Annotated in this window: 40 protein-coding genes; 19 read left to right on the top strand and 21 right to left on the bottom strand. The window is 59.1% G+C overall.

The features are described 5' to 3' along the window. Window positions 1-158: 158 nt before the first annotated feature. The 17 genes from ACSFA8_RS26820 (at window position 159) to ACSFA8_RS26740 (ending at window position 9,631) form a co-directional block, all read left to right on the top strand. Window positions 159-437: a CPCC family cysteine-rich protein gene (locus tag ACSFA8_RS26820; protein WP_435482499.1), complete on the top strand. Its 279-nt coding sequence runs from the start codon at window positions 159-161 to the stop codon at window positions 435-437. 641 nt (window positions 438-1,078) lie between these two features. Further along, window positions 1,079-2,116 (top strand): IS110 family RNA-guided transposase, encoded by a 1,038-nt coding sequence (locus tag ACSFA8_RS26815; protein ID WP_435482498.1) that lies wholly within the window; start codon window positions 1,079-1,081, stop codon window positions 2,114-2,116. A gap of 486 nt (window positions 2,117-2,602) precedes the next feature. Continuing rightward, window positions 2,603-3,109, top strand: coding sequence for a hypothetical protein (locus ACSFA8_RS26810; protein ID WP_435482497.1), 507 nt, complete (start codon window positions 2,603-2,605; stop codon window positions 3,107-3,109). Window positions 3,110-3,144: 35 nt separating this feature from the next. Next, the gene (locus ACSFA8_RS26805; RefSeq protein WP_435482496.1) at window positions 3,145-3,321 is read left to right on the top strand and encodes a hypothetical protein; all 177 of its coding nucleotides are present in this window, start codon (window positions 3,145-3,147) and stop codon (window positions 3,319-3,321) included. A 127-nt stretch (window positions 3,322-3,448) separates the two neighbouring features. Continuing rightward, complete coding sequence (locus ACSFA8_RS26800; RefSeq protein ID WP_435482495.1) at window positions 3,449-4,030, top strand: hypothetical protein; 582 nt, start codon at window positions 3,449-3,451, stop codon at window positions 4,028-4,030. Window positions 4,031-4,033: 3 nt separating this feature from the next. Next, window positions 4,034-4,357 carry a hypothetical protein gene (locus ACSFA8_RS26795; RefSeq protein ID WP_435482494.1) on the top strand — a complete coding sequence of 108 codons (324 nt, stop codon included), beginning with the start codon at window positions 4,034-4,036 and terminating at the stop codon, window positions 4,355-4,357. An 80-nt stretch (window positions 4,358-4,437) separates the two neighbouring features. Beyond that, window positions 4,438-5,019, top strand: coding sequence for a hypothetical protein (locus ACSFA8_RS26790; RefSeq protein WP_435482493.1), 582 nt, complete (start codon window positions 4,438-4,440; stop codon window positions 5,017-5,019). A 47-nt stretch (window positions 5,020-5,066) separates the two neighbouring features. Beyond that, a complete protein-coding gene (locus ACSFA8_RS26785; protein WP_435482492.1) occupies window positions 5,067-5,471 on the top strand; it encodes a hypothetical protein in 405 nt (134 codons plus the stop codon). Window positions 5,472-5,663: 192 nt separating this feature from the next. Further along, complete coding sequence (locus tag ACSFA8_RS26780) at window positions 5,664-6,068, top strand: YybH family protein (RefSeq protein WP_435482491.1); 405 nt, start codon at window positions 5,664-5,666, stop codon at window positions 6,066-6,068. 40 nt (window positions 6,069-6,108) lie between these two features. Continuing rightward, window positions 6,109-6,375 carry a hypothetical protein gene (locus tag ACSFA8_RS26775; protein ID WP_435482490.1) on the top strand — a complete coding sequence of 89 codons (267 nt, stop codon included), beginning with the start codon at window positions 6,109-6,111 and terminating at the stop codon, window positions 6,373-6,375. A 43-nt stretch (window positions 6,376-6,418) separates the two neighbouring features. Then, a complete protein-coding gene (locus ACSFA8_RS26770; RefSeq protein ID WP_435482489.1) occupies window positions 6,419-6,676 on the top strand; it encodes a hypothetical protein in 258 nt (85 codons plus the stop codon). Window positions 6,677-6,795: 119 nt separating this feature from the next. Further along, entirely contained in the window at window positions 6,796-7,068 is a 273-nt protein-coding gene (locus ACSFA8_RS26765; RefSeq protein WP_435482488.1) for a hypothetical protein, read from the top strand. Between the two features lie 134 nt (window positions 7,069-7,202). Continuing rightward, window positions 7,203-7,499, top strand: coding sequence for a hypothetical protein (locus ACSFA8_RS26760; protein WP_435482487.1), 297 nt, complete (start codon window positions 7,203-7,205; stop codon window positions 7,497-7,499). A 254-nt stretch (window positions 7,500-7,753) separates the two neighbouring features. Beyond that, window positions 7,754-8,026 (top strand): hypothetical protein, encoded by a 273-nt coding sequence (locus ACSFA8_RS26755; RefSeq protein WP_435482486.1) that lies wholly within the window; start codon window positions 7,754-7,756, stop codon window positions 8,024-8,026. Between the two features lie 109 nt (window positions 8,027-8,135). After that, window positions 8,136-8,501, top strand: coding sequence for a hypothetical protein (locus ACSFA8_RS26750; protein WP_435482485.1), 366 nt, complete (start codon window positions 8,136-8,138; stop codon window positions 8,499-8,501). A gap of 97 nt (window positions 8,502-8,598) precedes the next feature. Continuing rightward, a complete protein-coding gene (locus tag ACSFA8_RS26745; protein ID WP_435482484.1) occupies window positions 8,599-8,919 on the top strand; it encodes a hypothetical protein in 321 nt (106 codons plus the stop codon). Window positions 8,920-9,001: 82 nt separating this feature from the next. After that, complete coding sequence (locus ACSFA8_RS26740) at window positions 9,002-9,631, top strand: DJ-1/PfpI family protein (protein WP_435482483.1); 630 nt, start codon at window positions 9,002-9,004, stop codon at window positions 9,629-9,631. A 485-nt stretch (window positions 9,632-10,116) separates the two neighbouring features. Here the strand turns inward: ACSFA8_RS26740 and ACSFA8_RS26735 are convergent, their stop codons facing one another. From ACSFA8_RS26735 to ACSFA8_RS26695, 9 genes are all read right to left on the bottom strand, one after another. After that, window positions 10,117-10,320, bottom strand: a complete 204-nt coding sequence (locus ACSFA8_RS26735) for a hypothetical protein (RefSeq protein ID WP_435482482.1) — start codon at window positions 10,318-10,320, stop codon at window positions 10,117-10,119. 82 nt (window positions 10,321-10,402) lie between these two features. After that, entirely contained in the window at window positions 10,403-10,756 is a 354-nt protein-coding gene (locus ACSFA8_RS26730) for a hypothetical protein (protein WP_435482481.1), read from the bottom strand. Between the two features lie 460 nt (window positions 10,757-11,216). Beyond that, a complete protein-coding gene (locus ACSFA8_RS26725; protein WP_435481089.1) occupies window positions 11,217-11,612 on the bottom strand; it encodes a tautomerase family protein in 396 nt (131 codons plus the stop codon). 74 nt (window positions 11,613-11,686) lie between these two features. Next, window positions 11,687-12,097, bottom strand: a complete 411-nt coding sequence (locus tag ACSFA8_RS26720) for an SRPBCC family protein (protein WP_435482480.1) — start codon at window positions 12,095-12,097, stop codon at window positions 11,687-11,689. A 94-nt stretch (window positions 12,098-12,191) separates the two neighbouring features. Continuing rightward, window positions 12,192-12,956: a tRNA-uridine aminocarboxypropyltransferase gene (locus tag ACSFA8_RS26715; protein WP_435482500.1), complete on the bottom strand. Its 765-nt coding sequence runs from the start codon at window positions 12,954-12,956 to the stop codon at window positions 12,192-12,194. Between the two features lie 175 nt (window positions 12,957-13,131). Continuing rightward, window positions 13,132-13,560: a hypothetical protein gene (locus ACSFA8_RS26710; RefSeq protein WP_435482479.1), complete on the bottom strand. Its 429-nt coding sequence runs from the start codon at window positions 13,558-13,560 to the stop codon at window positions 13,132-13,134. Window positions 13,561-13,779: 219 nt separating this feature from the next. Next, window positions 13,780-14,190 carry a hypothetical protein gene (locus ACSFA8_RS26705; protein ID WP_435482478.1) on the bottom strand — a complete coding sequence of 137 codons (411 nt, stop codon included), beginning with the start codon at window positions 14,188-14,190 and terminating at the stop codon, window positions 13,780-13,782. Window positions 14,191-14,356: 166 nt separating this feature from the next. Next, on the bottom strand, window positions 14,357-14,719 hold the full coding sequence (locus tag ACSFA8_RS26700; protein WP_435482477.1) for a hypothetical protein: 363 nt from the start codon (window positions 14,717-14,719) through the stop codon (window positions 14,357-14,359). A gap of 99 nt (window positions 14,720-14,818) precedes the next feature. Further along, window positions 14,819-15,364, bottom strand: coding sequence for a 2OG-Fe(II) oxygenase (locus ACSFA8_RS26695; protein WP_435482476.1), 546 nt, complete (start codon window positions 15,362-15,364; stop codon window positions 14,819-14,821). A gap of 306 nt (window positions 15,365-15,670) precedes the next feature. Between ACSFA8_RS26695 and ACSFA8_RS26690 the strand changes: the two genes are divergently transcribed. Then, window positions 15,671-16,333, top strand: a complete 663-nt coding sequence (locus ACSFA8_RS26690; protein WP_435482475.1) for a hypothetical protein — start codon at window positions 15,671-15,673, stop codon at window positions 16,331-16,333. A gap of 160 nt (window positions 16,334-16,493) precedes the next feature. Here ACSFA8_RS26690 and ACSFA8_RS26685 read toward each other — a convergent pair whose 3' ends face one another. The 7 genes from ACSFA8_RS26685 to ACSFA8_RS26655 all read right to left on the bottom strand — a co-directional run bounded on the left by ACSFA8_RS26685 (window position 16,494) and on the right by ACSFA8_RS26655 (window position 21,116). Continuing rightward, window positions 16,494-17,072 (bottom strand): hypothetical protein, encoded by a 579-nt coding sequence (locus tag ACSFA8_RS26685; RefSeq protein WP_435482474.1) that lies wholly within the window; start codon window positions 17,070-17,072, stop codon window positions 16,494-16,496. Window positions 17,073-17,364: 292 nt separating this feature from the next. Then, the gene (locus ACSFA8_RS26680) at window positions 17,365-17,598 is read right to left on the bottom strand and encodes a hypothetical protein (protein WP_435482473.1); all 234 of its coding nucleotides are present in this window, start codon (window positions 17,596-17,598) and stop codon (window positions 17,365-17,367) included. Between the two features lie 49 nt (window positions 17,599-17,647). Then, complete coding sequence (locus tag ACSFA8_RS26675) at window positions 17,648-18,145, bottom strand: hypothetical protein (RefSeq protein ID WP_435482472.1); 498 nt, start codon at window positions 18,143-18,145, stop codon at window positions 17,648-17,650. Continuing rightward, complete coding sequence (locus ACSFA8_RS26670; RefSeq protein WP_435482471.1) at window positions 18,121-18,465, bottom strand: hypothetical protein; 345 nt, start codon at window positions 18,463-18,465, stop codon at window positions 18,121-18,123. Before ACSFA8_RS26670 ends, ACSFA8_RS26675 begins: the two co-directional genes overlap by 25 nt. 220 nt (window positions 18,466-18,685) lie before the next feature. Beyond that, window positions 18,686-19,525 carry a hypothetical protein gene (locus tag ACSFA8_RS26665; RefSeq protein WP_435482470.1) on the bottom strand — a complete coding sequence of 280 codons (840 nt, stop codon included), beginning with the start codon at window positions 19,523-19,525 and terminating at the stop codon, window positions 18,686-18,688. Window positions 19,526-19,590: 65 nt separating this feature from the next. Next, window positions 19,591-20,250, bottom strand: a complete 660-nt coding sequence (locus ACSFA8_RS26660) for a hypothetical protein (RefSeq protein WP_435482469.1) — start codon at window positions 20,248-20,250, stop codon at window positions 19,591-19,593. A 482-nt stretch (window positions 20,251-20,732) separates the two neighbouring features. Further along, complete coding sequence (locus ACSFA8_RS26655; protein WP_435482468.1) at window positions 20,733-21,116, bottom strand: hypothetical protein; 384 nt, start codon at window positions 21,114-21,116, stop codon at window positions 20,733-20,735. A gap of 97 nt (window positions 21,117-21,213) precedes the next feature. Here ACSFA8_RS26655 and ACSFA8_RS26650 point away from each other — a divergent pair, with 97 nt between their 5' ends. Then, on the top strand, window positions 21,214-21,534 hold the full coding sequence (locus ACSFA8_RS26650) for a hypothetical protein (protein ID WP_435482467.1): 321 nt from the start codon (window positions 21,214-21,216) through the stop codon (window positions 21,532-21,534). A gap of 135 nt (window positions 21,535-21,669) precedes the next feature. On the opposite strand, the gene ACSFA8_RS26645 is transcribed toward ACSFA8_RS26650, so the two are convergent. The 5 genes from ACSFA8_RS26645 to ACSFA8_RS26625 all read right to left on the bottom strand — a co-directional run bounded on the left by ACSFA8_RS26645 (window position 21,670) and on the right by ACSFA8_RS26625 (window position 24,928). Continuing rightward, window positions 21,670-22,065, bottom strand: a complete 396-nt coding sequence (locus ACSFA8_RS26645; protein WP_435482466.1) for a hypothetical protein — start codon at window positions 22,063-22,065, stop codon at window positions 21,670-21,672. 98 nt (window positions 22,066-22,163) lie between these two features. Further along, window positions 22,164-22,556, bottom strand: coding sequence for an SMI1/KNR4 family protein (locus tag ACSFA8_RS26640; RefSeq protein WP_435482465.1), 393 nt, complete (start codon window positions 22,554-22,556; stop codon window positions 22,164-22,166). A gap of 922 nt (window positions 22,557-23,478) precedes the next feature. Continuing rightward, window positions 23,479-23,985, bottom strand: a complete 507-nt coding sequence (locus tag ACSFA8_RS26635) for a methyltransferase family protein (RefSeq protein WP_435482464.1) — start codon at window positions 23,983-23,985, stop codon at window positions 23,479-23,481. A 157-nt stretch (window positions 23,986-24,142) separates the two neighbouring features. Beyond that, entirely contained in the window at window positions 24,143-24,514 is a 372-nt protein-coding gene (locus tag ACSFA8_RS26630; protein ID WP_435482463.1) for a hypothetical protein, read from the bottom strand. Window positions 24,515-24,610: 96 nt separating this feature from the next. After that, window positions 24,611-24,928, bottom strand: a complete 318-nt coding sequence (locus tag ACSFA8_RS26625) for a hypothetical protein (RefSeq protein ID WP_435482462.1) — start codon at window positions 24,926-24,928, stop codon at window positions 24,611-24,613. Window positions 24,929-25,048 lie beyond the last annotated feature (120 nt).

Raw genomic sequence — 25,048 nt, 5'->3', positions numbered from 1 at the left:
TCCCACATCAGCGCCTTCTGGCTTTCCGAATAGTAGATCCGTGGCCGCCTTTTCATCTGCAACACTCCTTCCGCCTACGCGGTGGTTAGTGTGTTGCAGCGACCGGTTGAATCCGCCGCCAGCACCAGTCATTCGCCACGAGAGCTTGATTCGCAGCCATGCCCGCTCCTGAGAACGTAATCCCCGAAGAAAAGCCTGGGCTGCCGTGCCCCTGCTGCGGGTGCCTCACGCTCGCAGAGCGCGGTGGCTATGAAATTTGCCCTGTCTGTTTCTGGGAAGACGACGGGCAAGACGAAGTTGATGCGTTGACGGTCCGGAGCGGTCCGAACGGCATGGTTAGCTTGGCTCAAGCCCGAGCTAATTTCAGGACATTGGGCGCATGCGACGAGCAAAATATTAAAAATGTGCGCAACCCATACCGCTTCGAGCTGCCATGACGCCAAGCGGCCAGGAGAGGACGATCGAGGCAGGCAACACCATGAGCAAGGAAGCAAGAAGGGCCGAGCTCCTGGCCCGCGCTACCGCCACCCCGCCGGATCCCGGTCGGGAGTTTGACTCTGCCCGTATGGTCCGAATGCCCGATTGCCAGTCGATCGTTGAGGTGCTTCGTTGCATCAGGTACGGAGGGCCAGAATGGGCCCATCGTTGGATCACTTTATGGATTCCCGGGCAGCAAAATGCATGGGTGCTGGTGTACCCGCTTCAGGATGAGAGTCACCCGTACTTGGACTTCATGTACACCCGACGAGAATCGCCTCAGGAGACCCTTTCCGCGCTGCTAGAAAAGCATCCACAGTGCACGGTCTTCGATTGGTCACCCGGCCGCTTGGCCTGCATTCAGACCACTGATGTGGATGTTGAGACACTAGCCCAAATCATCCAAGACGTCGCTGAAGCTGTGTGGGGCGAGCACGCCACGATAGTTGACGCGTCGTATGAAGAAATGGGGAGAGCTTGAAAACGCGGACCACGGCTGAGGTCGGCCAGAACCAATGGGATGGACGCCCCCACCCGAACCGGCATCGATGTGCCAAAGTGGAAGTGTCACCAACCACTTGAACCGAGAGGGGCGTCCACCATGAAGATTACGACTGTTGGCATCGACCTGGCAAAGAACGTGTTCCAGGTTCACGCAGTGGACGAGCACGGCAAGGTCGCGTTGCGCAAGCAACTGCGGCGCGACCAGATGACCGCGTTCTTCGTAAACCTCCCGCCGTGCCTCATCGGCATTGAGGCATGTGGCAGCGCCCATCATTGGGCGCGCACCCTGGAGGGCTTCGGCCACACGGTGCGCTTGATGTCACCCCAGTTCGTCAAGCCCTACGTGAAGAGCAACAAGAACGACGTAGCCGATGCCGAGGCCATTTGCGAGGCCGTCACCAGGCCTAACATGCGATTCGTTCCGGTGAAGAGCGTCGAGCAGCAGGCTGTGCTGTCGCTGCATCGAGCGCGCCAGGGCTTTGTCATAGCCCGCACGGCGCAGGCCAACCAGATTCGCAGCCTGCTCGGCGAGTTCGGCCTGGTCATCCCGAAGGGCATCTGCCACGTCGCCAAGCAAGTCCCCGAGCTGCTTGAAGACGCGAGCAACCAGCTGCCCGGAACGTTCCGCCGACTCATCGCGCGCCTGACCGAGCACCTCAAGGAGCTGGACAAGCTGGTCGACGAGTTCGAAGACCAAATCAAGGCGTGGCATCGCAGCAGCGAGCTCAGCCTCCGGCTCGAGAAGATTCCTGGCATCGGGGCGCTGGGAGCGAGTGCCTTGGTGGCCTCCATTGCGGATGCGAACAGCTTCGACAACGGGCGGCAACTCTCTGCCTGGCTCGGCCTCGTGCCGAGACAGCATTCGAGCGGAGGCAAGCCAACGCTGCTGGGCATCAGCAAGCGCGGGGACGTGTACCTGCGCACCTTGCTGATTCACGGCGCGCGCTCGGCCATCGTTGCGGCGCAACGCAAGACTGTGAACACCAACGTGTGGCTGGCGAGCCTGCTGAACCGACGACATCCGAACGTGGCTGCGGTGGCACTGGCCAACAAGAACGTGCGAACGGTCTGGGCGCTGCTGGTCCACGGGCGGGAATTCCGACCTAACTACGTGCCGCCGCAGCTCGCTGCGTAGCCGACCCAACCCATCAACACAGAAGGCAGGAGACTGAACCACCGATTGCTCAGGCAATCACGCAGTGATGGCAAGACAGGTAAGACCGTGGTTGGCGAAGCCCAGAATGTCCGAAGCACTTGGAGTGCGGAGAACCGATAGAGGAGCCGACCAGCAAACCCCATCAGGGACAGCGGCGAAAAGCCCAGCGAAAGTCCGAATGTACGGGTGCAATCGAACCGCCGTGTCATCATCAACTGATTGCTTGGCAAACCGGGGGCGTCCATGTACGGACCTTCGTCGTCGCCGTCCAGTTCGTTAGTAGGTGAACTGCACCGAGTACTTCCAGTCGCCGTCTTGCTCCTGGCCGACGGAGTACGACGCGGAGCGCCAAATGGCTGTGCGAGCCTCTACGCGCCCGCCGACCGGCCGACACGCCGGCGACGCACACTACACCGCTTACGATTGAGCCAGGAAACGAAGATCCACTCTGGAGACAAAAAGCTGTTGACCGATACCACGTTACCCGTTCGCAGTCGCGACAACTTTTACGAGACCATCGAAAGCTGCTTTACAACGTTCGACGTGCAAATCGCCGAATGTAAGGAGGAAGCTTTTCGGCGAGCCTTCACCTGTTCCGCAGCGGCAAAACAAAAAAAGGTCGTCTACCTCTTTCGGTCCGCGAAAAAGGTAAACCGGTTGGTCGAAGCGAGCGATATTCTTTACATTGGTCAAACGGGTACAACTTTCCAGCGTCGCTATGAACAGTGGGCTGGGAAGCACGCCACCATCAAACGCAACGCCCACACGATCGAACTGTATGGACCCATTCGCCTCTCCGTTTGTGATGACTACTCAGTCTTTGGAAAAACGTTGCTTGAGGCAGAAAATCAACTGCTCTGGTGGTACTACCAAAACCATTTTGAGTATCCGCCGTTCAACTACACAAGGGCAAGAGATCCGAAGAAGAAACTCCCTGTAGATCTCGCCGCTCCGGCCGCGGTTGTTCCGTAGGACGTTTCATGCGCGACCCCGCTCGAATCCCCGAAATGCTCGAACTGCTTGGCGAACTCTGGAAACGCTTTCCGGATCAGCGTCTTGGGCAGCTTGTTTTCAACGCCGTTCGGACTCAATATCCCCCAATCGAGGATGTGTTCGACATCGAAGACAACAGCCTGAAGGAAGGGATCGCGCGCCTTTTGGGGGAAGATGGGCCCGAGAATTAGGGCACACTGAGCCCGTTCAAGACGATGGACCGTCGGGGTGCAGTCGGCCAAATGCGGACCTTCCCACATCCGACAGAAAGTGGCCGCAGCAGCGACCGTTTCTCAACCTAATCTCTCCGCGTCTTCCATGTCAATTTCTGTCCAAGACATCGCGCGCAACGACGAACTGCGTCAGGCCGTCGAGGCCGCTTTCGATTTCCGGCTCTTGGAGGACGGCGAGATTGATGACGACTGGTTCCACATCGAAGCGGTAGAACAATTCGTCGCTGTGGCTCACGAGGGCGCGGGAGGGCGGTTTCTTGTGGGCCAGGCCAGTGGGGCCGTGCTCTACATCTCGTCCGAAGGTCAGGCAGGCGTAGTTGCGGCGTCGTTGGAAGAATTACTGGGCCTGATGGCAACGCATCCCTATTGGCAAGACCTGTTGAAGTTCTCGGGTGGCGGCAGGTTGGCCGAGATGCATCGCTGCGTGGCACTTCTGAATGCCGATGCACCGGACCTTTTGCCGGACACCGAGGATGCCGCGCGTGTCCTGGGCCGCATGGTGACGCTGCCTTCTTCGGATGTAGCGGTCGAGCTTCTGCACCGCGCAGTGGCGAACCTCAGCACCCCGGTATGCGTGACCTCGCCTGAGGGCGACGCCTTTGAAGGTCTCTTCAACAAGTTCACTGGCGAGCATCTTCTGCGGTACGCGCAACCACGGGGCGCGTAAGACATGGACGCAGCACACTTCGTCAAGAACTGGAGCGACCTCAAGTCAGAACTGCTCGGGGCGTTCATGGGTGACCACGGGCATTCAGAAGTGGCTAGCACGGTCGAGGCAATGGGCCTGACCGCTACACAGATGACCCAGCTTCGCGACGTCCTCGATGTGGCTCTGCGGGACACGATGTACACACTGCTGCTCGGGTTGGACGGCGCTGCAAGCATCGGTCGAGACCAGCAGACCTTCAGAATTCATGACGAGGACGGAAACGTCCTCTCCACGGGCGGCCAGCTTGAGGAAGAAGCCTGGAAAGTTTTCCACGGCGCCGCATGAGCGTTGAATTCGTACCAGTGGACTTCAGGACACGGCCAACACCAGACATTGAGACCAGCCGCCCAATTTGAAGGAAAACGATGGGATACGACCTGAGCTTGTGCACGGTGAGCGATGAGCAGTTGGAGCACCTTCGAGCAAATCCCGGGCACACGCGCGATTTCGTCGAAGGTCGGCGGCCGAAGACCACCACGACTGAAAAGGTCGGGTCCTGGTTCTCAAAGCGCGAGGTCGTGACGGAGGTCGACGTCGAAGTCGGATGCGCCTGGGCAGAATCGGAGGCCGCGTGCACGATGCTGTACTCGAGGGGCGGGCTCTATTTCATCCTCAACGGAACTACCTCCGAGCTCGACCGCGTCACCAACTTTCCGAATGTGGGCGGCCGCTACCGGGGAGAGATGTTGGGGCTGGCGGTCGAACTTGGCGAGGTGGGGGTTGGGCATGCCCACGCCTTTCGAGCGGTGGAGGTAGTTGAGCTCCGGGCGGCACTGCGTGACTTGGACCTGCCCACAGTGGAAGAACGGGCACGGGCCTATGCTTTGGAGACGGGGAGTGATGAGGACGAACTTGCGCAGGAGGCACAGGCTGACATCAAGTCTCTGCGCGACTTCCTCGACCGAGCTTGCGCCGCAAACCTCGGGATGATGTGGTTCTGGGGCTAGAGCGGCTCACGGCCAAGACCGGACATTGCCACCGCCTTCCCAATCTGATGAAAAACGAACTGTCAGTTGACCCCAGCGGCTTTGTCGGCCACTGGGTTCTTTGCCGTTGGAACGCGGATGCTGGCCAAGGCGGTCCTCATCCCGCCGACGTCCAGAAAATCGCATCTGCAGGTGGCTGCACCGCACTTTGCGTGGGAGTCGAGGAAGGCTATCTGGTCGTGTCACTCGACGGGCAGCGCGTTCGCTTGATGCCCTTTTCCACCGTCCGCTTAGCCACTCCGCCGCTCTATGTCAGAGGCTCCAAGGTTAGCGTTCGGACCTCATCAATTCAGGGGGCGACCATGGCCGTGGTTGGCGTGACGTGGCACTTCAAAGACCAGACCTACGTCTACTGGTTGGAAGGCACCAGCAAACGCTACGCTGAGGCCGAACTGGACCGCGTCGAAACTTGACGGCTGCCGGCCAGAAGCGGCTGTTCGCCCACACGGTTCCAATTGCTTGGAAGCCGACGTTTCGCGGTGCGTCCAACACGTTTGGCCGCACCCCGCGATGAAGCGGGTGCACACAATCTCCTGGCCATGAATAATCGGCACGAACCGGATTTTCGGCCAACTGCAGATTTCAGCCATAGAAGGAACGAACCAATGACAGCATCGTCACCGGAGCAAGAGGTGTGGGAACTCGAGCTCGCATCCTGGAACCACCTGAGAGCTGGGGATCTCGATGCCTACATGTCGTTGTTTCATGAAGACGCAGTTGGCTGGCCGAACAACCAGGCGAGACCGCTCGATAAAAGTGGGCTCAGAGAGCTGAACGCTCGCATTCTTTCGATGATCCAATCGAATGCTGGTGCGCATGAGCTTCGACAGTTGTCAGTTCACGCCTTCGAAGGCATTGTCATCGCCCACTTCGAGGTACTTGGACAGGCTGTCACCAGAACTGGGCAGGAATTCTCGGTTCACGAGCGCTTCACTCACACCTGGATGCGAAATGCCGACGGATGGAAAATCATCGGAGGGATGAGCGCGCCGGTTGTGGCGAAGTCTTAGACCGCCGGTGTCGGCCAAAAGCAGACATCCAGGAGTTGACTTGGACACACAGAACTTGATTCTCGCGGCTCTATTCTTGGTGTCGCTGCTTGCCGGTGTCGGCTACGTCACGTTGGGGCTCAGGGCGAGCGACTATCTGAAGGATCCCACTTCAGGCCATGGGGTCGGCTGGCTGTTCTGGTGGTCGTTCGCAACTGATCAGTACAACGACGAGGGCAAGAAACTATGCCGCGGCGCGCAGGGACTGGCGCTGTTCATCATCGGCTTGACCGTGGGCTGGAATTGGTTGCTTCTTCGCGGTCAGTAGACTGCTGCCGGCCAGAGGCAGACGTTGAAAAATGAAGCCAAACATGACCTACCGAGTTGAGCAGGACTCGTCGCGTAGCCAGCCTTTCGACGGCTACGGCTACTTCATCTTCAAGGGCGGCAAGTTGGTCGCTCGATACTGGCACGACCACCGGGGTGAGGAACACGAAGTCAGGTTCGTGGATGGCGGCTCGCGCTCTTGGCCGGTGGGCCGCATGACCGAGTTCCTCGAAGGCGGCGGTCCCGAGCCACTGATGCTCTCGGCCCGAGCGATCGCTTATCTCGACGCCAACGTAGGATAGATTTCAACTCGATTGATCGGCAGCCAACGGCCAGGAGCGGACATCCGGCGATGCGGCAGCATTCCGCCGCCGGGCTTTCGTAGCGACGCACCCCAACTGGGAACGGAAACAATCGATTCATGCTTGTCTTTGGTCTTCTTATGGCGTCGCTATTCTTCGCTGTCCTTGCCCTCGATGCCTATCAGTTTGAGGCGTCTTCTCGTTTCAGGGCCTTCGCGGTGCCGATGGAAAGAATGGGGCGGGCAGTCGGCGTTGACCCCCTCTCAACGCTGCAGCAGGACCAAGCGCAGACGAACAGGTTTACCGCCGTCGGTGGAATTCCGGGCCTGTTCTGGGTGTTCGTTGCTCTAGCCGCCGGATTCTTCGCGGCCGCGGCGTGGAGCTTCTTCTGAGTTCGGCCACAAGCGGACGGTTGCTGCCGCGGTTCGAAAGCGGACGTTCAAGAGCGGATTCCGAAGCGCGTGCGCACTGACTGCGCGGCGAGCAACAATCGGCCAGGATCAAAATTCTTGCGCATCTTCTGACCGTGACCACCCTCGACTTTCTCCTATCGGCGGCCGGATTCGTTCTTCTCGCCTTTTTTGGCGAGGGCGTCATGTTGTTTCTCGGTGGCCTCGTCTTCGCAGTCCTCACGCTTGGCGCAGTTCAGTTTCCGGGGGCGCAAGACCAGGACCTTCATTTCCCGTGGCACGGCTTTGCCCGCAACCGCGCGGGGCGTTTCGTCGTAGAGCCGCAGGTTGCGGGTGCGCTTGGCATGGTTGTTGCAATTTCCGTGTTGGTGATCTTCATTTGCTGGCGTGCAGGGCTATTCGCGTCCGCCTAGCGCGGGCGACCGAATGCGGCCAGAACAGGACGTTCCGGTTGGACCTTCAATGAATCCTTGCACTTCTCAACTCCGTACTTGAGGGACCAACGGTAATGGGGACACTTTATGAGCTACCAGACGCCTCGGAGCCCGCATTTGCGCGAGCGCTAACCAAGAGCGATTGGTATGAAGAGATGCAGGCCGCTGGTGCGGAGGCGGCCCGTCTATTGGATGCACAAGACTCCCTTCCACCATGGGAGCACTCGCTGTCAATGGCAGACATCACCAGTCCGGTTGCCAATCTATTCGTCGGTGACATGGGCAGTGAAGAGGACGATACCGGCGATCCTCGTGTTGTGTTTCATCGCCATGCATCGGTTCAGGCTATCGCTGCAGACCTACGCAGCCTCGGGCCAACGTTCTTTGTGGGTTTGCTCACAGCGCACGGGCATGCACCAGACAAATGGCTCTATCAACCGTTGCTCGAATTCTTTGACGCCGCTGCAGCCAACAATTCGGCAATTGCCATACTTTGGGACTACTGAATCGAGCGACCGCCATCGTGAGGATTCGATTGGGCTCGACTGCAACTACTCGGGGGCATGTGGCAGGATGCGACCAAACCCGGACATTGACCCAACACCTCCGCATGAGATGAAAAAGCTATTTCTGATCGGCGCCAGCGCGCTGCTTGCCTCGATTTCAATCTTCAGCGCCGAGCACGAGATGGACACTTGTTCGTTGACCAAGCCTCCCGCAGGTTCGCGGGTCCGAGCAACGCATGCAGGGGACCTCACGACGTTCCCGGCGTCTGTCCCCCCGCGCTACACCGGATGTAGGGTGACATGGCTTGAGAATGGTCACCGCCTCGCCACGGTACGGTTTGACTTGGGCCGCGTTCGTTCGGTGGAACTGCAGGAGCCTGACATGCCTGAAGCGAAATGTGTTTTCAGCACCAACGGGGCATTGGAGCAAGGTCCGGCAGACGCATGCGCGAACCGCGATGCATGGAACAAGTAGCTTGCGCGAAGCGCGTGCACACCCTCTCGCCATGAGGCAGCATGCGGCCACAACCGGACCTTCGCCGGGCGCCTCCAGTCAACACCAAATTCCAAGTATGAGCAGCATCGGTGTCATCGTTCGTGCATCGCAGGATATTGAAGAGCTTGGCGCGGACTGGCTGCCGCAGCCGTTGGGCACCCGGCCTCATGTCCACTCCGTCATCTACGAGCTGACTGGGGTCACGACAAGGACTCAGAGGTTCGACCTGCATTCGCAAGGTATCGCCTTGGAGCTTGAAGTCGGCGATGACGAGCCACCAATGTCCATCACTGCAACAGGCGTTTTCGACGAGGCGGCTGTTGCGGTGCTGAGGAAGCTATGCGCGGGTCTGTCCGCCCGGTTTTACGACAGCGAGGACGGCCGATTCATAATTTGAGCAACTGCCGCGTTCGGCCAATTGCCGACTTTCGGTCTCGTCTCCCGTGCGCGGAGCGCGCGCATGCAATAGGGGTTTCTCGATGAACTTTGGCATCTTGGTATTCGATGACGTGGAGGAACTGGACTTTATAGGGCCCTGGGAGATGCTCACCATGTGGAGCAAGGTCGCAGATGGCCCGAGCCAATGTCTGGTCGTAGCGCAGTCCTCCGGACCCGTGAGGTGCGCCAAGGGCCTGTCCGTCAATCCGCACTTCTCCTTCGCCGACTGCCCGCGCCTCGACTATCTGCTGGTTCCCGGCGGGCAAGGCACACGCAAGGAGGTGGGCAACCGAGCACTGCTCGAGTTCGTCTCGGCTCAAGCAGGGACATGCAAGGCTGTGCTGTCTGTATGCACCGGCTCGTTCGTTCTCCACGCGGCAGGCCTTCTATCCGGCAAGAAGGCGACAACTCACTGGGCCCAACTTGAGCGGTTGCGAGCGCTTGGCGACGTAACGGTTGTCGAGGAGCGATACGTCCGAGATGGAAACGTTTGGTCGTCTTCCGGGGTGTCGGCAGGTATCGACCTCATGCTTGCGTTCATCGCCAGCGAAGCTGGCGACCAGGCTGCTGGAAAGGTGCAGTTCTCCGCGGAATACTATCCGTCAACCGTTCGATACGGAGGCTACGAGACCCATGCTCAAGCGCCCGCTTACCTCCGGTCGGTGGCTTGAATCGGCCAAGAGCAGACCTCTTGATCAGGCAGACCAAACGATGGTTCTTTACCTACTGTTCCTGTTACCCCTGCTACTGGCGGCGATCCTTCAACTGCTTGGCCATACCAACGTCGCGTTCGTTTGGACTGCGGTGTCGGTCTTCTGCTTGTCCACAATGCTTTTTGTCCTGCAGTCCAGAAGATTGAAACGGACTCGGCGGCTTGATACACAACAGATCGGACGATGGAGTGTCATAGGCTCCGTAGTCGCCACACCGCTCTGCGCAATTTTTCTGCGGTGGCTCGGCATCGAGTCGGAGGACTTGTACACCTACGGCTGCGGAACGCTAACCGGTTTGTCAACCTCGCTCGCCGTCCTCCTCGCACTACATCAGATGGGCTGGATCGATACTGAGCCTGAGCAGTCTGAATGACGGCTTACGGGCGGCACGTACAGCCGCTTGGGGCCCTAAGCGGCTGTACGTCTTTCTCCGAAGCCGACTTTCATGGAGTGAGTGGCGGCCCTGAATCCCTCATGAATTCGTCATACTCTTCGAGCGTCAGGAGCGCCTGTTTGTAGCGAGACAGGCGCTCCATGCAGTCGGGGAGGACGAGCGTGGAACTGCTTCCTTTCATCGCCTCGATTGCATAGAACGTCTGCTGGATTCGTTCGTCGAGCCACGTCCGGAGCGACGCGAGTTCATTCATTGCCGGGCTTCCTCTCTTCGGGCTATGACTTGTTATGGCCGACGGTGGCTACCCAGATGACGCACTCGGTCAGGCCTTTCGTTTAGGAAATCCAAGCCATCTTCTCAGACGTGGCCACTCCCTCGGAATCAAACTGAACCTCAAAGCCCGCGCCATAGCGGGCTGCCCATCCATACTGAATTCTTGCTATGCGCCTCTGTGCGTCGATGCAGAACGCCGCATATGGAACGCCGGACAAAGTGCTCGCAGAGGTATCGACCCATTTGCCTTCGTGCAGCAGCCAAGACCTCGAAGGAACTGTGCGAAAAGGAAATCCGATGTCATCCACATCGAAGGTATCGAAAAGCGCCACTGGTATCGGGCCGTTGTCGAAGGACGGACCGGCAACGGCGCGCGCATGCTGTATCCACGCTTGAACATGTTGCAGCATCGTCATTTCGGAGTGCTCTCGGGGGCCATGGTCGGGATTCTGCCTTGGCGCCGAACGGCCGCTCATGGCCGGTTTCCGCCAGCGCCTAGCCATCAGCGCTGCGGTCGGCGCCTTGCTTTTTCTTCTCGCCTCGAAAGGCGCCTCATGCTCCGCTCCCGCGCCAGATCCGCAGCCGAGGGGCGGGTGAAGTAGCGCCACAGCGCGCCCACAACGGCCAAAGCGAGCATACCGAGGAGGAAGTACGCCACGAACTCTGTCAGCCACGGGAATGGATCCTCGCCATCGCTGCCGCCCCCGCCACGTCTGCGGGCATGAACTGAGGTTGCTACAACGCTCGCAGCCGCCATCAAGCTCAAGGCGACGATTCGAGAAATGTTAATGCGGATGGGATGCATTGAAGAGGCGAGCCGAAGATCCGGTCTTGGCCGACTGTAGCCGGTCGCAGCCTCGGGCTCTCCTGGCCGTCTCACACTTCGCCTGGCTTCCAGTCCGGGCTGTAACCGCCAAGCGCCGGGTGGTACATCTCGTCCCCGTCATGCTGAGTGAACTCGACGTTGAGTCGATTCTCCTGCAGGCCGAGAATGTCAGCGCAGTGCTGGCAGAGGGCCTTTGCTACTTGCATTCGCAGCTCGGCAGGCCGGCCTCTGCGGATGTCCAACATAAGCATTGAGACGGGAGCCGGCTCGCCCCCCATCTCTGGAATGCGCCACACCCCGCCCTCGCCCAGTTCACGGATGGCGACGCTGATTCGCCGAATGTCCACGGACATCATGCGCGCGTAGGTATCACTCATCGCCGCGGCCAACCGCTTCTTGTCGCCTACGGAATAGCTGCTGGTCACGTCTAGCTGAAGGTACGGCATAAGACTCGATTGGACGAAATGAGCGAAGGTCCGGTTGTGGCCGCATTCTGCCTTCGCGACGGCCAACGCATCCTTCAGGACGCCTTCTGTTCAAGCAGTTCCTTCAACGCCGCGAGGTCTCGGCGGACATGCGCGATGTCTGCGTCAAAGTTTTCCTGGCTAACGCCACCCGGTCGAAGGACGACAAAGGTCAGAAGGCTGCCCTCTCCACAGGGCGTAACACGAAACGCGTTGTGAACGCTGATGCCATTTGGAAGCGTGACTTCGTGGTCGAGAACGCCGAATGAATTGGCGGCAACCATCTCCACTTTGACCTGGCCCATCGGCGAGTCGGCAAACCATTTGCCATCACGCTGATTGATGCCCTTGGCTAGGCCAGACGCCCACAGCGGCAACTTGTCCATTTGACTGGCGAAGGCGTAGACGAACTCCGCCGAGACATCGACCGTCTGGCTAACCACTACTGCCTCGTGCGATGTCGTCACACCATACCTTTCGTCTGTTTAAACAATGGTCCGCTCATTGGTGGTCGCGGGCGCCTCTGGCCGTAGGACCGCTTATGGCCGCATTCTGAACTAGCTATAGCAGCTGAATGTCCAGACCTGGCAGGAGAGACACTTCGCGCAGTCGCTGGTGGGCAAAGCCATCCCACACGATGGGCTGTTGGCATTTCGCGTGCATATAGTGGTGGGTAAACACTTCCAGGTAGGCCTCCAGCGTTTGTTCGGCAACGCGTTCGCCCGCGAGGCTCATGCACAAGGCGGCCACCTCGCTGGTGCAGAAGTGGTCGGCGCGCCCGGAGTTGCGCAGCTTGTATTGCGATGTCTGGTTGGGCTCCAGGCTCAACACCGGCAGTCGGTCCAGGTAAGGGCTTCTTCGGAACATCTTGCGCGCCTCGGACCAGGTTCCATCTAGAAGGATGAAGAGCGGGCGCTTCTGCGGGGCCTCATCCCGGAGGCTGTCGGTTGGTTGAACGGTGCGCACCACCCGCTCGGGCGCTGCGTACTGGCCTGGGAACACTACGTAGGGTTGCCATTGCGGGTCACGCAACAAGGCCAGGAGGTCCGGGTCGGTTTCGGTGCGCGTCCAACCGAAGGCGAAGGTATCGGTCACCACATCGGCGACCAACCAGCCCGTGTTGCTGGGTTTGAGCGGCTCGATGTCCGCCATGAGCAAACACACCCCTGAGCGCGTGGTCAAAGAAGGCCGCAAGGTACACATGCAATGGCTGGGCACCAGCCGGCAGTTTACGCAGCGCTCGCGCTTGAAACCACCACGGGCGAGAAAGGGTTTGGCGCTGCGCGCCAGGCGGGAGGAGCGCAGGTGGGAGACTGCATGGGGCATGCGGAGATTCTCGGGCATGCGCGTATTGAGGCCATTCGCGGAATCTCTGGACTGCAAGCGGTCCGAAACCGAAACAGACATCGTTGCGCGGGCGCCCGCGAACGTCGGCTATCCGGCGAATTCTGCAGCGCGGCCGAACGCCCGGTTCTGGCCGATTGTTGTCGGATGGAGTTCGCTACCGAGTATCCCCGGCCGTGGCGTCGTCTTCGCCCAGAGGACGGATGCTGAGCGTTGCGCCGTTTTGATCTGCCGAGGGAGCGCTGGCGGAGATTGCAAACGAACGACCGCCGTACGCCACGGTGCGCTCCTCGGCGGCGTCTACCGCGCCAGGATTGAACAATGCTTCAATTCGCGAGAAAACGGCAGCGTAAAACTCACCGGGCACCTCAAACAATGGCGTCCCTCTGGCGTCCGGGCCCGCATACACGCACGAGCTCGTCGCTGGCGTCGGCGATGGCAAGAACAACTTGCGATGCCCAGCAATCGCTGATTCCTGCAAGAGCTTTCCGGTGATGCGCGTCACATACCCGCCGGTGCGCCCTGGATAGGTCAGGTCTTCCAACCGCGGGGGCTTTTCAGTCGAGGCATCGGTTGCGCGATTCACAGGGTCTCCTGAGCAATTTGGGAGCCGGCGTCGAACGTCCGGTGTTGGCCGACTGTAGCCGGTTGAGCGAGTGGAGCAATGGGCCCATAACGGCTGCACGCTCCGCTCCAGAGCAGCCGTTCATCAGCGAACTTCCCGCCTGACCGAAGTCGCTTCCGACCCGTCGCTCCGGGCGCTCAGGCCTTCAATCACGACCGATGGAAACGCAGGGCATCTTCCTTATAGAAATCCGCGGCGCGCCTCGGCCAGTGGGATTCTCCGGCCGTCGGAAAGCAAGAATGAAGAGCCTGCCTCAATCCTGCCAAGCACTACGCCGAGTAACTTGGCCCCTTCCGCAATCTGAGTCCGCCACCCGTCTACGTCACCACGGTACTTGATGGCATGGAAGAGCTGTCCGTCAGGCAGCGCCAGCGTGTGTTTGGTCGCCAGCACCGCGCCCGTCTTCGCCCTGAGAGGAACGACATGGGTGATGAGGCGCTGCATCTGGTCTCCAAGCTCAGCTTCCGGGTCATCTGCAAAATACACCACTTCCTCACCAGGAGCGGGTACTAGGCCGGGCAAACCTTGTTCATGCAGCGACTCAATCTTTCCTCCAAGGATTTTCTCCAGTTCTTGTCGAGAACTACCCATAGGACGCTGCCTCCTCTTGTTCGAACATGAAAAACAGACCCTGAGGTCTTCGGACCCCGGAATCGCCTTTAGTGCCTGCGCAAACCGACTTTCGCCGTGCCGCCGAAGGACCGCAATTGGCCGACTGTAGCCGTCGGGCCTGGGCGCGCTTCGGGCCGTTTCCGGCTCACTGAGGTTGATTCCAGGCCCCATACGTTGCAAGGAAGTGCGCTTCAAATTCTGGTGGACCGGTGACCTCCCAATACGAGGAATCCACCGCCAGAAGTTCGAACAAGCTCTGTCCTTGTCCGAATCCGGAAAATTGCCCGTCGATAGTCTGATAGATGCCGCGATACAGGGTACGAAACTCGGCGTCTGAAAGGCTGAGGCCCGAGAACGACGCTTCCTCAATGCTCAACGCATTCAACCCCAAACAGCGCTCGACAGAAATTTGCCACTGGTCGGGGCGAAAAAATCGGTCGACGTCATCAAGGAAGGAGGAAATGTCGAACAGTTGCCCCGCCTCGCCATGCTGTCTCACTCTGACCATCGAAAGATTCCTTCGAGTTTTCTCATCTGAAGCCCTTCGGAAGACCTGTAAAGGGGCGGGACGAACGTCGGCTTCTAGCCGATCTGTGTCCTTGGAAGGTCACCGCAGTCCGAACATGACATCGGAGCGCAGCGCGTACTTGATGCCCTTCAGGACCTCGGCACCTTCGTGTATCAGGCCGTGCTCAAAGACTAACGCTTGCCCCAAGTTGCCAGTGACCTTTGCACCTTCAAAGCGAGTCGCGCCCCCCTCGTATCCAGAGTTCAGATAGACCATGAATGTCAGGAGGCTGATGTCCCCGTTCGGCCGATGAAACGGTGCGTCTGAGTGCCATTTGAAGCGCTGACCCGGGCTGTAGCGGTACAGGCGAAAGCGTTCGTTTAGACCGACCGCCGTGCGCCCGTTCATCACGGCGGGAATCAGGCCTCGGGCCCGCAACCAGAGAGATTCTGAGAGTGTCGAATCATCAAAGACGTAGCGGTCGTTGTCTCGTGTCGCAGTGTCCACCTGGGTGCCGCGAGCCGTGATGATGGGAGCCGCCTCGAAGCCGCTTTTTTCACCCCGCTGAACAAGCGCTTCGCATTCGGCCGGTGCGACCAATCGGTCGATTACGAAAATCCCTTTGGCGACATCGATTCGGTTCATGCGAGACGTCATGGTTGAAGAGCATGCGAATCCTGCCACAAAGGCGGATGACCGCTTCTGGCCGACTGTAGCCTGTCGGCTACCAGGAGCTTTGGGCCCATTGTCGACCTTGAGTGTCTCGTCATAGCAGACGTTCAGCGCGGGTCGCCCATTGGGTAGCGCCGCTCTCAGAGATGCCTCTGCTTGTTACGCTCTGGTAAATTCGATGGCGGCAGCGACCCGTGACCATCGCCGAGGCAAATAGTGACCATTCACCCTGGATTCCGTATTCCTACACTCGTCCGATTCGCGAGCCTCGCAATACTGGTGCTCGTCATAGCGACTCATGTTCGTGCCGAACAATACGTCTTAGCGGGTAGGTCGATTGAGCTACCCTCGCCTCAGGGCTATTGCAAGATTGGTGAAACTGCAGGGGAGAAAGAATTTATTGAACTGACAGCCAAGGGCACCGGGCCGTCGAGCAGAATTCTGGGGGTATTTTTAAAGTGCGAAGAGGTGGCGAAGTGGAGGAAATACGCGTCCTCTGAGTCGGTGAGTGCTTCTGACTGGGTGGTGTCGGCGGTGATGCTTGACCGAGATGGCCAACTGCGACCCATGGAGGGCGCGAGTCGTTCAGAGTTTGTTCGCCTACTTGGCGGAGCAGTATCTAAAGACCCAAGCATCTTCTCACGCACGGCTGCTGAAGCGCAGGCCACACTCAACAATTTGGTGAGCGGAGCAGACTTCAAGATGGTTGGCGCCCAAGTTCTGAAGGCGGACAACGACGCTCTCTACTTCATTATTGGCACTGAAGTACGCGCCGACAACGGTGAGAACCGCCGCTTGATTGGCATATCTGCGAACACCCTCATCAAGGGCGTTCGCATCGTTTACGCCAACTATCGCCAAGTGCGCCACCCGCAGGACGGCAACGCGCTCTTTGGGAACACGAGCGCGATGGTTCACGCGGCTGTGCAAGCAAACCCCTAAGAAAAGTCTGCTCGGCGCAGCACACCCCTCGCGGTCGCATTCATTGACAGTTCGGGCTCAGCCCCATGACAACTCCTAGCCGGGTCCTGCCCATGCCTTATGGCTACCCGGGGGGGGTGGTCTATCGGGACACCACCAGACCTCGGTTCTCTCGGGGAGTTCAGAGCTTGGGGCACTTTCCCATCTGTTTCAACCGCTCTAGCGCTGCCCTATCCGCGTTGGCAAAGTGCGCACACATGAGCTCTTCTCCATACGCCCGGCGAGCCGCTCTCGCTTCATCGGACTCAATTGCGGCGAGAGTTCGGCTGAGTACCGTAGACGTGACGAATCGGTCAACTGCTGGCTTGAGTCGAGCAGGAATTTGCTTCTCAACTGCAGCGATTTCCGACCGGGTAGTTCCCACACGAAATATTGCCTGTACTGTTCGCCCAGCCTCGCTGCTAGTGAAGCCAACCAACTCCTGGACCTCGCCTGGCGCTAGGCGTCGGTCAAGAGCTTCGCCGATGAGTTCCTCATATGTACCTGCATCGAAGTACTTCAGGGACGCCTCAAGGGCGGCTGCAAGTCCAGGATTCTGAGTCCGAGTAGCTGAGGCGGAGGTTTTCATGGCAGCGACCGCGTAGCCCGACGCGTCGAAGTATCTCGCAATGGCAGCCGTCTCGCTGCTTGCCATGGCGGCAACTGGAATGACAGATGCGACAGCGATGAGTATTGAGATGGAGAACTTTGCACAGAGCATGTTGTGTATTAGCGATGGCGGCCAACAGGTGTCAGTAGGCTCTTCGACAGTCGGGACGCAGCTCAAATATCGGGCCTCATCTTGATTGTTCGCGGAAACCAAGTGGGTGTGCACGCGCTTCGATCAGGAGCGGGCCAAACACCATCAAGTGTGTTGCGATGGCGCTGCGAATGTCCGCTGTGCGCCGAACTGGAGCTCGGCGGCGAATGACGGTTTCTGGCCGACTGTAGCCTGTCGGCTAGCAGGAACTTCGGGCCCAAAGCGGACGCTCATTTCGCCCTGAAGCAATCCTTTAGGGCCGCGCCTTGTTGTACTCAACGACTGGCTTCTCAGACGACTCGCTAATCAGCTTGTAAAGCTTGCCGTTTTTCAACTCAGTGATCTCATCGTCGCTTGGTAGAAACTTAATAAAGGGCGGTTGGAATGGCTTGCCATCAACTTCTCCTTCAAACCACTGCTCAAACATGTACGTCGGGGCTTCGACAATAGCCTCCGCCTGACCTGGATAACTTGTTCGGATCCTCATGAGTAGTCCTCGTGATTGAGCGGGATTTGGGGATGCTTGATCGTGGCCGTTACTGGCCCTTCAGAGCTTCGACGCCGATGACTTCTCGGAGCCGAGCGAGATTGGGAACGTCTGAATCGACTGTGAAAAGGTCCTCTGAAATGCCGGTGCTGTTGTCTGCAATGCCGATGATGAAGTCCCGCTCGAACTGCCCGTGCAGACGGCCCAAGAAGAGTGCGATCCTCTCGACATCCACGAACCATCGTTCCGGCTCGCGACCGACATCCGGCAGCGATAGGTTGAGGCCAAGGTCCCATGACGGAAGGTCCCCGGCGCGTAAGCCATCGAGTGCGCCTTGCTGGTTCACGACCATTGGTGCAGTTGCCCGCCAATCGCCTTCTTGAGCAAAAGTGTTCAAACATTCTTCGAGAGAGGCGGCAACCGCGTGAAGGTCGGCGCCGTCAACATAGGCGAATAAAGTGTGCTGGGGCATTTCAGTGAACGTCCGGTTGTGGCCGCATGCTGCCGCATGCGCGCCGGGTTTCACGCATGTGCCCAGAACTTCCACCAGGGGCGCGCCGCCTCCTTGCTCAGTTCTTCGCAAACCTCGGCGCACCTTAGTGATGCGTATGTACGGGCAGAAAACAGCGGCTCGCCCGCGGCGTCAGGCTCGCTCGCCACTATGAACGGGTCTTCTCCGTAGCCTCGGTATGCGGCGAATAGCTCCTCCGAGGTCATCCCTCTCCGGCAATTTGCGAAGAGGAATTCGTCAACTATCGCTCTTGCCGCAGCTACGGCTGCCTCGTGAGAATCGAAAACGCCCGACGGGTATCGCTTCGATTCGTCCATAAAGGCATAGTTGTCGTCAACGAAGACTTTGTAGGGCATACCCACAGTCATGCGGTTTGGCGCCGCGCTGTTGTTACAACCAAGATGCTAGCCGAATGTCGGCTCCTGGCCGGTGGCTGCCACTCAAGAATCTAGCAGGTGGCCGGTGCCCGCCAGATTGCGAAGCTGTGAGATCACGGATGATGGGTTGAACATGGCCATGGCAAACGCAGCTATCAGACGTAGCGCACACGTGTGCTCCAGGCCTCCGCCGCTGCGGTTAAGGGCTGCGCTTGCTTTTAGCGGCGTCAAACGCAGGCTCGCATATCGTGACTGGTCGTGAAAAAAGCCATTCGTCCAAAAATAAGCGGGCAGCGAGTGGGAATACGCCCACCGTCACGCCGGTCGAGTAGGTGATGACGACTGCCAGAAAGCCATAAAAAATGGTTCGAGATTGGGTCGCGCCTGCCGCCCACGAAGGGTCGCCGGGCAGCATCAGATGTGCAGCAAAAACGCTCAGCAACAAGGGCGGCCCCACCAGCAAAAGCACTGCATAGGCGCTCAGAGGGTGCGGGCCCGTGGCGATGCGACGACGCAACAGATAGCGGTAGTTGAACTGCGACTGCACGCAGAATACGGCGGCGATCATCATTGAAGCGGCGACCATCAGCGAATCGACGAGCGCGGCTACCTGCGGGATTCGGGTGGCATCCGCGTGAACGGTCAGCCTAGGGATGATCTTCGCCATCCACAGGACAAATCTTCGCAGTAAGGGCACATCGTCCAAGATGCTGTTCGGTGCAAGATGGAGCGCCAGAAGCGGCAGCGCCGCCGCCGCCAGTATGAGCGGACTCATGATTCCCAGCCATCCGAACGGCCGCAACGGCGGGTAGTCGTCGATGCTCCACGGTGAACGCGACGTGGATGTTATGTGGGGGGGCATGACGCGCTCCAGAAGCCGTTCCAAATATGCCGAGAGAATGTGCAAGTCATATTTTGGTTGAAGGTAGCCTGGACGCGAATGGCTAAAAGGGATTTTTTCGGGAAAGCTGGCCGGCCGCGCCGAACTTCCGCTATTGGCCGCATTCTGCCGCAGGCGCGCCGGCGTCAGTGGGCCCAAAGCGGAGATCCATCTTTCGAAGGTCGACCTTGCAGATGAGGCGATGACAAGGTTCCCCTCCTTTCCTATGACCGTGCCGAAGGTTTCCCGACGCGCCGCACGATGTGCAGGGCCGCCCTGCCAACGACTAGGCCGAGCATCGTCAGTGGAAGAAAGAAGACGACGGATAGGAACGCCCCCATCATTGCACCCATCGCAGTCGGCCAATCAACCTGAATGCCCAACCTTGCGGCGACCCAGTGCACGACTCCACCAGCGGCAGCCAACAAAACGCTCAGCAACACCGCTTTCTGCGGAGCATAGGAGCCCGGCGAAGCACCGATGAAAAACCCGAAGCAAATGGGCATGGCGAACTGCGTGAGCTTGTTTGTCGCCTCGCGTTGCGCTTCCGCCCAATTCAGCGGGCCAAAAGTACCACTCGCATACCAGAGGCCGCTACCGACCACATACATGCCAAGCGCCACGCCCAGGGAAAAAATTGTCCGACGGTGGGTCAACTCCAACAGGAAGTTGTCAGAGCTTTGGCGCCGGAGCTCGAACGGGGCCGTATCCTTGGAATGGCGAGGCGCGCGCATTTGAAGGAGAAGGCCCGCCAGGTAGAGCACGGCACCGCCTGCAGCAAACCACAGGCCAAGGTGTGCCCACATGAACAGGAATGGCAATGTGCTGCCAGCACAAAAAGTGAGGAGCCCGAAAATCTGAAGCAAAGAGCCGGCGTTCTTCATCAAGAATTTCATAACGCACCGCTAGTAGTCCCGTTCCATGCACGTTAGCGGCCGTGCGCGCGCTCTGTATGAAGTCGGTGTGAAGCCTCGAGGTGCGAATCATCTTGCAAGGGACTTCGTGGCGCGGAACGGAAGGCGCGGTGTATTTCCGCTCTTGGCCGTTAGCCGGTACTTGTTGGGTCGGTCCAACCCGGCCGAAGACCACGAAAGCTTTCGTCGCGCACCTTCGCCAACGATTCCTCATCGCCCATCACCGCCTCCATTTCGCCGATGCACCCCCAACAATCGCCGCCGCAGTCAAGCGACAACTCGTCGTTGTCTTGGGTCAACTCACGGCCGCAAATCTGACATCTCATTGCTGAACTATTTAGAGGAATGAAAGGTTCGGTTCTGGCCGCATCCTGCCATACCTGCGTCGACGCCGGGGGGGCCTGAGCGGTCATTCGTCCCGGCGGAGAGCGACCGCTCGGCCGCCCAGGCCGTCACTTGCCATGGTCAGCCAGAACTCCGCGATACCAGCGCAGATACTCAGGGTCTGGGCCTGCTCCATCAAAGAGTTCCCCAGTCTGAACATCGACGGTAACCATGCCCATGTCCCTAGCGGTTTCTGCGATTGCGGCCATTGCCCCATTGATGTCCCCCTCGCCGCGACACCAGACTGAGAGTGAACCTGCGTGAGGATGCAGTTCGAAGCTGACGTCTCGCAACGTCGCAAATCCGACTCCATCTGCTTCCCATTTAATGCGTTTGAACAGCGCCAGGGCGACCGTACGGGAGTCATTCAAATCGAAGTCCGGGTCTGCCTCGATGTCGTCGAGCCTCGCTGGTTGATTCTTTGCTTTGATGAGGATGAAATCGATGCTCAAGGAGCCTCCGTAGGTGGTCTAGGGCAACGTGCGCTTTGGCCGACCGGGGTCGGCGGCATGGTACCTTCCGGGCCGACGGGGCTCGTTGGAATCATAGATGGACGAATGGCTCGAAAGACAAGCGCCACTCGACGCAGCGGTAGCGAATGCCCTCATTGCTGCGACCCCGGAATGGTGGAAGTCAGCGAGGCTTGTCGCCGACCGAGAGCAGCACGGCTCGCAGGAGCGGATGACCATCGTCATCACATCGCCTGACGGGCTGCCCGAGCCCATTAGCCCGACCGAGGAAATCTATTCGAGCCTCTACGCTCTCGCTGACTTCTTCCGTGAGCGCGGGACCGTATGGCGCTCTTCGTCGTACTCCGTCAACCAGACGGAAGGCGGCGACTGGAAGTACTCGGTCCAGTTCACCTACTAGCGAACTGGAGAGCGAGGTCAACCGTCCGCTGGTAGCCGACTGTAGCCTGTCAGCTACCAGGAGCTTCGGGCCCAAAGCAGCCGTAACGCCTCGCTCCATAGCAGTCGTTCGAGCGCCGTGCCGGACCCCGGCCGGCTACTTCGACCAAGGTTTCTTGTTGTCAGACATCCAAGAAGGGATAGAAGCGTTGGCACTCGTTGTCACATTGGAAGGGGCGTCGGGCTTCTCCGCCTCGGGGGTTTGGGACTTGGTCCACAGCACAGAGGGATACGAGAATGGGTGCTTGGCTACGAACTTCTTGCCAAGCCACCATGCGAACAGAGAGGGCCACAGCCAGATGCCTGCAGCAGTACCCGCGCCTTCGTATAGACCCATGGTCCAGTGGGTGGCGAAATGGATCGGCGCCGCCGGTAGCGAGATGAACAGGAACATGTACGCCCCATTGAAGAACCGGCCCTTCGCGGCGAACTTGTTCAGGAGCGCGGCAACGCCAATGAATAGGCAGAGAATGAACGTAGGGATGAGGGTCATGGGACAAGTGAAGTGGTCTATTCCGTCCTTGGCATGAATGCCATAGGCCGCACATGAAGGTTCGTTTCTGGCCGCATTCTGTCTCACGAATGCAGGAGTCACGAGACCGCAAAGTCTGAGAAATCGTCAGCGACGAGCGTGAGCTCACCCGTCTCGTGAAGCCAGACAAAGAAGGCGTTTCCGAGCTTCCCGCTTTCGCCCAGCAGGACGAGGACGTCACCTGCTCCATTGCGGCCGACCGCCACCGCGTTCTGGGGGAACCCTGGCCAACCGCGGCTCCGGTGCGTTTCATGCACGACGCTATTGCTGGTTCTCGCCAGCCTCTTTCTGTCTGAATCGTCCGCGATTGGATGAAGCTCCCAGTCGTCATCCGTGGCGTCGACGGACCCACCATTGCTGCATTTCATGGCTTCACGGTACGAGGTGGGGAACCGCACCCCGAGGGCGCGCTCAGCAGCTTCTACGAACCGCTCGTCAACATCGAAAGGCATGATCGTTCCTTACCGAAGGTGTCTGTGAATGTGTGGTTGTGGCCGTTGGCAGAAGTTCAGGGGAGCGATGCGCGCCTGTCATGCTCATCTACCAAAGTAGCGAGTAGCTCCGCCCCTTCGGCTTTGCCGACACCAATGGCGGCCCTAACGGCTTCGTCATCTCTCAGAGCGGAAGCGCCATGCAGCAGTTCGCGCAAAGCTCCAGAGGCCGCGAGGATGTGAGCGCCAGAGTTGGCCGGCCATGATGCAGCGACGTTTCTGTACTGGTGGTGCGTCAGGCCGAATAGCGACTGGGATTCCCAGTCCCACCGCTCGTCCCAGTAGGCCAAGGCGCGGCAAACCGTGAGTTCTTGGCGGTCATTTAGCTTCATCATGAAAGGGGTCAAGGAAGGTCCGGTTTTGGCCGACTGTAGCCGGTCGCGCGGGCGAGCTTCGGGCCCATCGCTGACCTTAGAACCGAGAAGCGGGCGTTCGACGTTACGGATGAAGTCCCAAGCTCATGGCGCCGCGAACGACGCGGCATGCCGCTCAGGGAGCGTTGATCGTTTCGTGTTCCGCTGGGACCAAAATCTCGGAATCTCGGAATCTCGGAATCTCGGAATCTCGGAATCTCGAGCAATCCGCAATCATCTGACCAACCGACAACAGTATGGCGGATGGGTCCGGAAGGCAATCGATAGCGTCACGCATGCGGGCCGTGTGCCCCGCGCCCGCGTGTGTGAGGACGAAGCAACCTATCGCAATGCGGACGCTGACGACCGGCCGGATCTGGCCGGGTAAAGCCTGTCACTGGAGAACAGCATTCCGCTGCTCTTCGGGCTGGCTGCCAGAGCCTCCTCGAGAATGTCGAATATGTCGCGTCCTCAAGGGCCTTCAGGAAAAGCTCATCGAAAATCAGCACCAAGGTCATACGCTACAGCCGCTACCGGCCGCCTCGCCACACTGTCAGGCGCGGGATCCAACGTGGCACATTCATGCGGAACGCTTCGTATTCCGCCCCGAATGACTCTTGCAGCGTCGGCTCTTCGTAGCCCACGACAAATAGGTGGCAGAAGACGAAGAAGAGCGCACCGTAGGCGAACAGCCGCCAATCGCCGAACAGGACCGCTTGGCCGAAAATGACGGCGACGACCGCCACGTAGATTGGATTGCGCACGTAGCGATAGAGGCCGGTAACGACGAGGTGCTGAGTCGGGGCGATCGGCGCCGGCGTGCCGAACCCCTGCAGCGCGAAACGCACAAATGAATCCACTAGCCCGGCTACGCCGGCAAGAATCAGCGCAGCGCCGACAAAGCGCGTGAGCTCGACGCCGAAAAACGACAACCTGAACTCCCAGCGCGAAATCCACCACGGGACCACCCCGGCCAGCACGCAGGGCACGAACACGAAAAAGATGGCGGTGCCGATGACGGCGGCGTTTCTTTGCATGGACGCGATCCGTTCCTTGCTATTCCATTCTGGCGCTCCGCAACCTGGAGCGCGCCAGGTCGGCCTTGAGTCAGTGGACGAAACCGCGCGAGCGGTTTTGTCCGATTCTGCCTTGAAGCCGGACGACCGCTCCTGGCCGCGTTTTGCCGCCGGCGGTTTAGGCGCCCTCGACAAGATGTGCAACGTCATCGCTTGGGGAGAAGCCTCCCTCTGCAACGAGGCGCCCAAGGCAGCGAATTGGATGGTAGGAGATGTTGCTGTTCATCGTCTCCCCATCGAGAGGCAGGCGAAGCAGTTCCTCAAGGATGCTCGCGACCGGCAGGAGTGAGCCGATGGGGGCGAGGGAAAGGTAGTACGCGGCCTCCATGCGAGGGTCGTTCGAATAGTCGTCGAACGGCTCACAGACCTCGGCCAGGTCGCGAACAAATGCCTGGTCCCCGAGCCGGCCGCTGATTCTTGACGCGGCGGTTTGGTCGGAATGCAGCGAAGCAATCAGGTCGTCACGGAGGCTGTTGAGGCTGTTGCTCATGGATTCGAGTATGAACTGGACGACGTTGTGGAATGTCTGGTCTTGGCCGACTGTAGCCTGTCGGCTACCAGGAGCTTCGGGCCCGAAGCGGTCGCACTATCGCGCGGCCAATGCTGTGTAGAAAAAGAAAACGCTGTTCTCTGTGCCGTCTTCTAAGAGCTTTATCGTCTTGCCTATCGGGTTTAAAAACGTTCCGTCTTTAAGCTGAACGCCCATCATGGTGAAGCCAACTTTTTGCAGCTTCTCGTCAGGCATCACCCACTTGGCGCCCCGATTGCGAACGATTACCTCGCCGACATAGCATCCAAATACAAAGACCGTCTCGCCCATGTCGTTCATGGTGAGCTTCTCGTCATGGAAGCCCAACACTGCCTTGTCCACGGAACGCAAACTTTCGGGGCTGTAGTCCAACACGGTGTGACCCTGCCTCGATTTCACGTACAGCAAGAAAGTTGGAAACTTGAGCTGTATGGAGAATCGAAATGCGAGATAGCAAGCTGCCGAAACGGCAGTACACGGACGAATTCAAGGTCG

It is taken from the genome of Variovorax nitratireducens (genome assembly GCF_051216545.1).
GTDB lineage: Bacteria > Pseudomonadota > Gammaproteobacteria > Burkholderiales > Burkholderiaceae_C > Variovorax.
The sequence above is the reverse complement of the archived record's forward strand: the minus strand, read 5'-3'. Positions and strand labels throughout refer to the sequence as shown.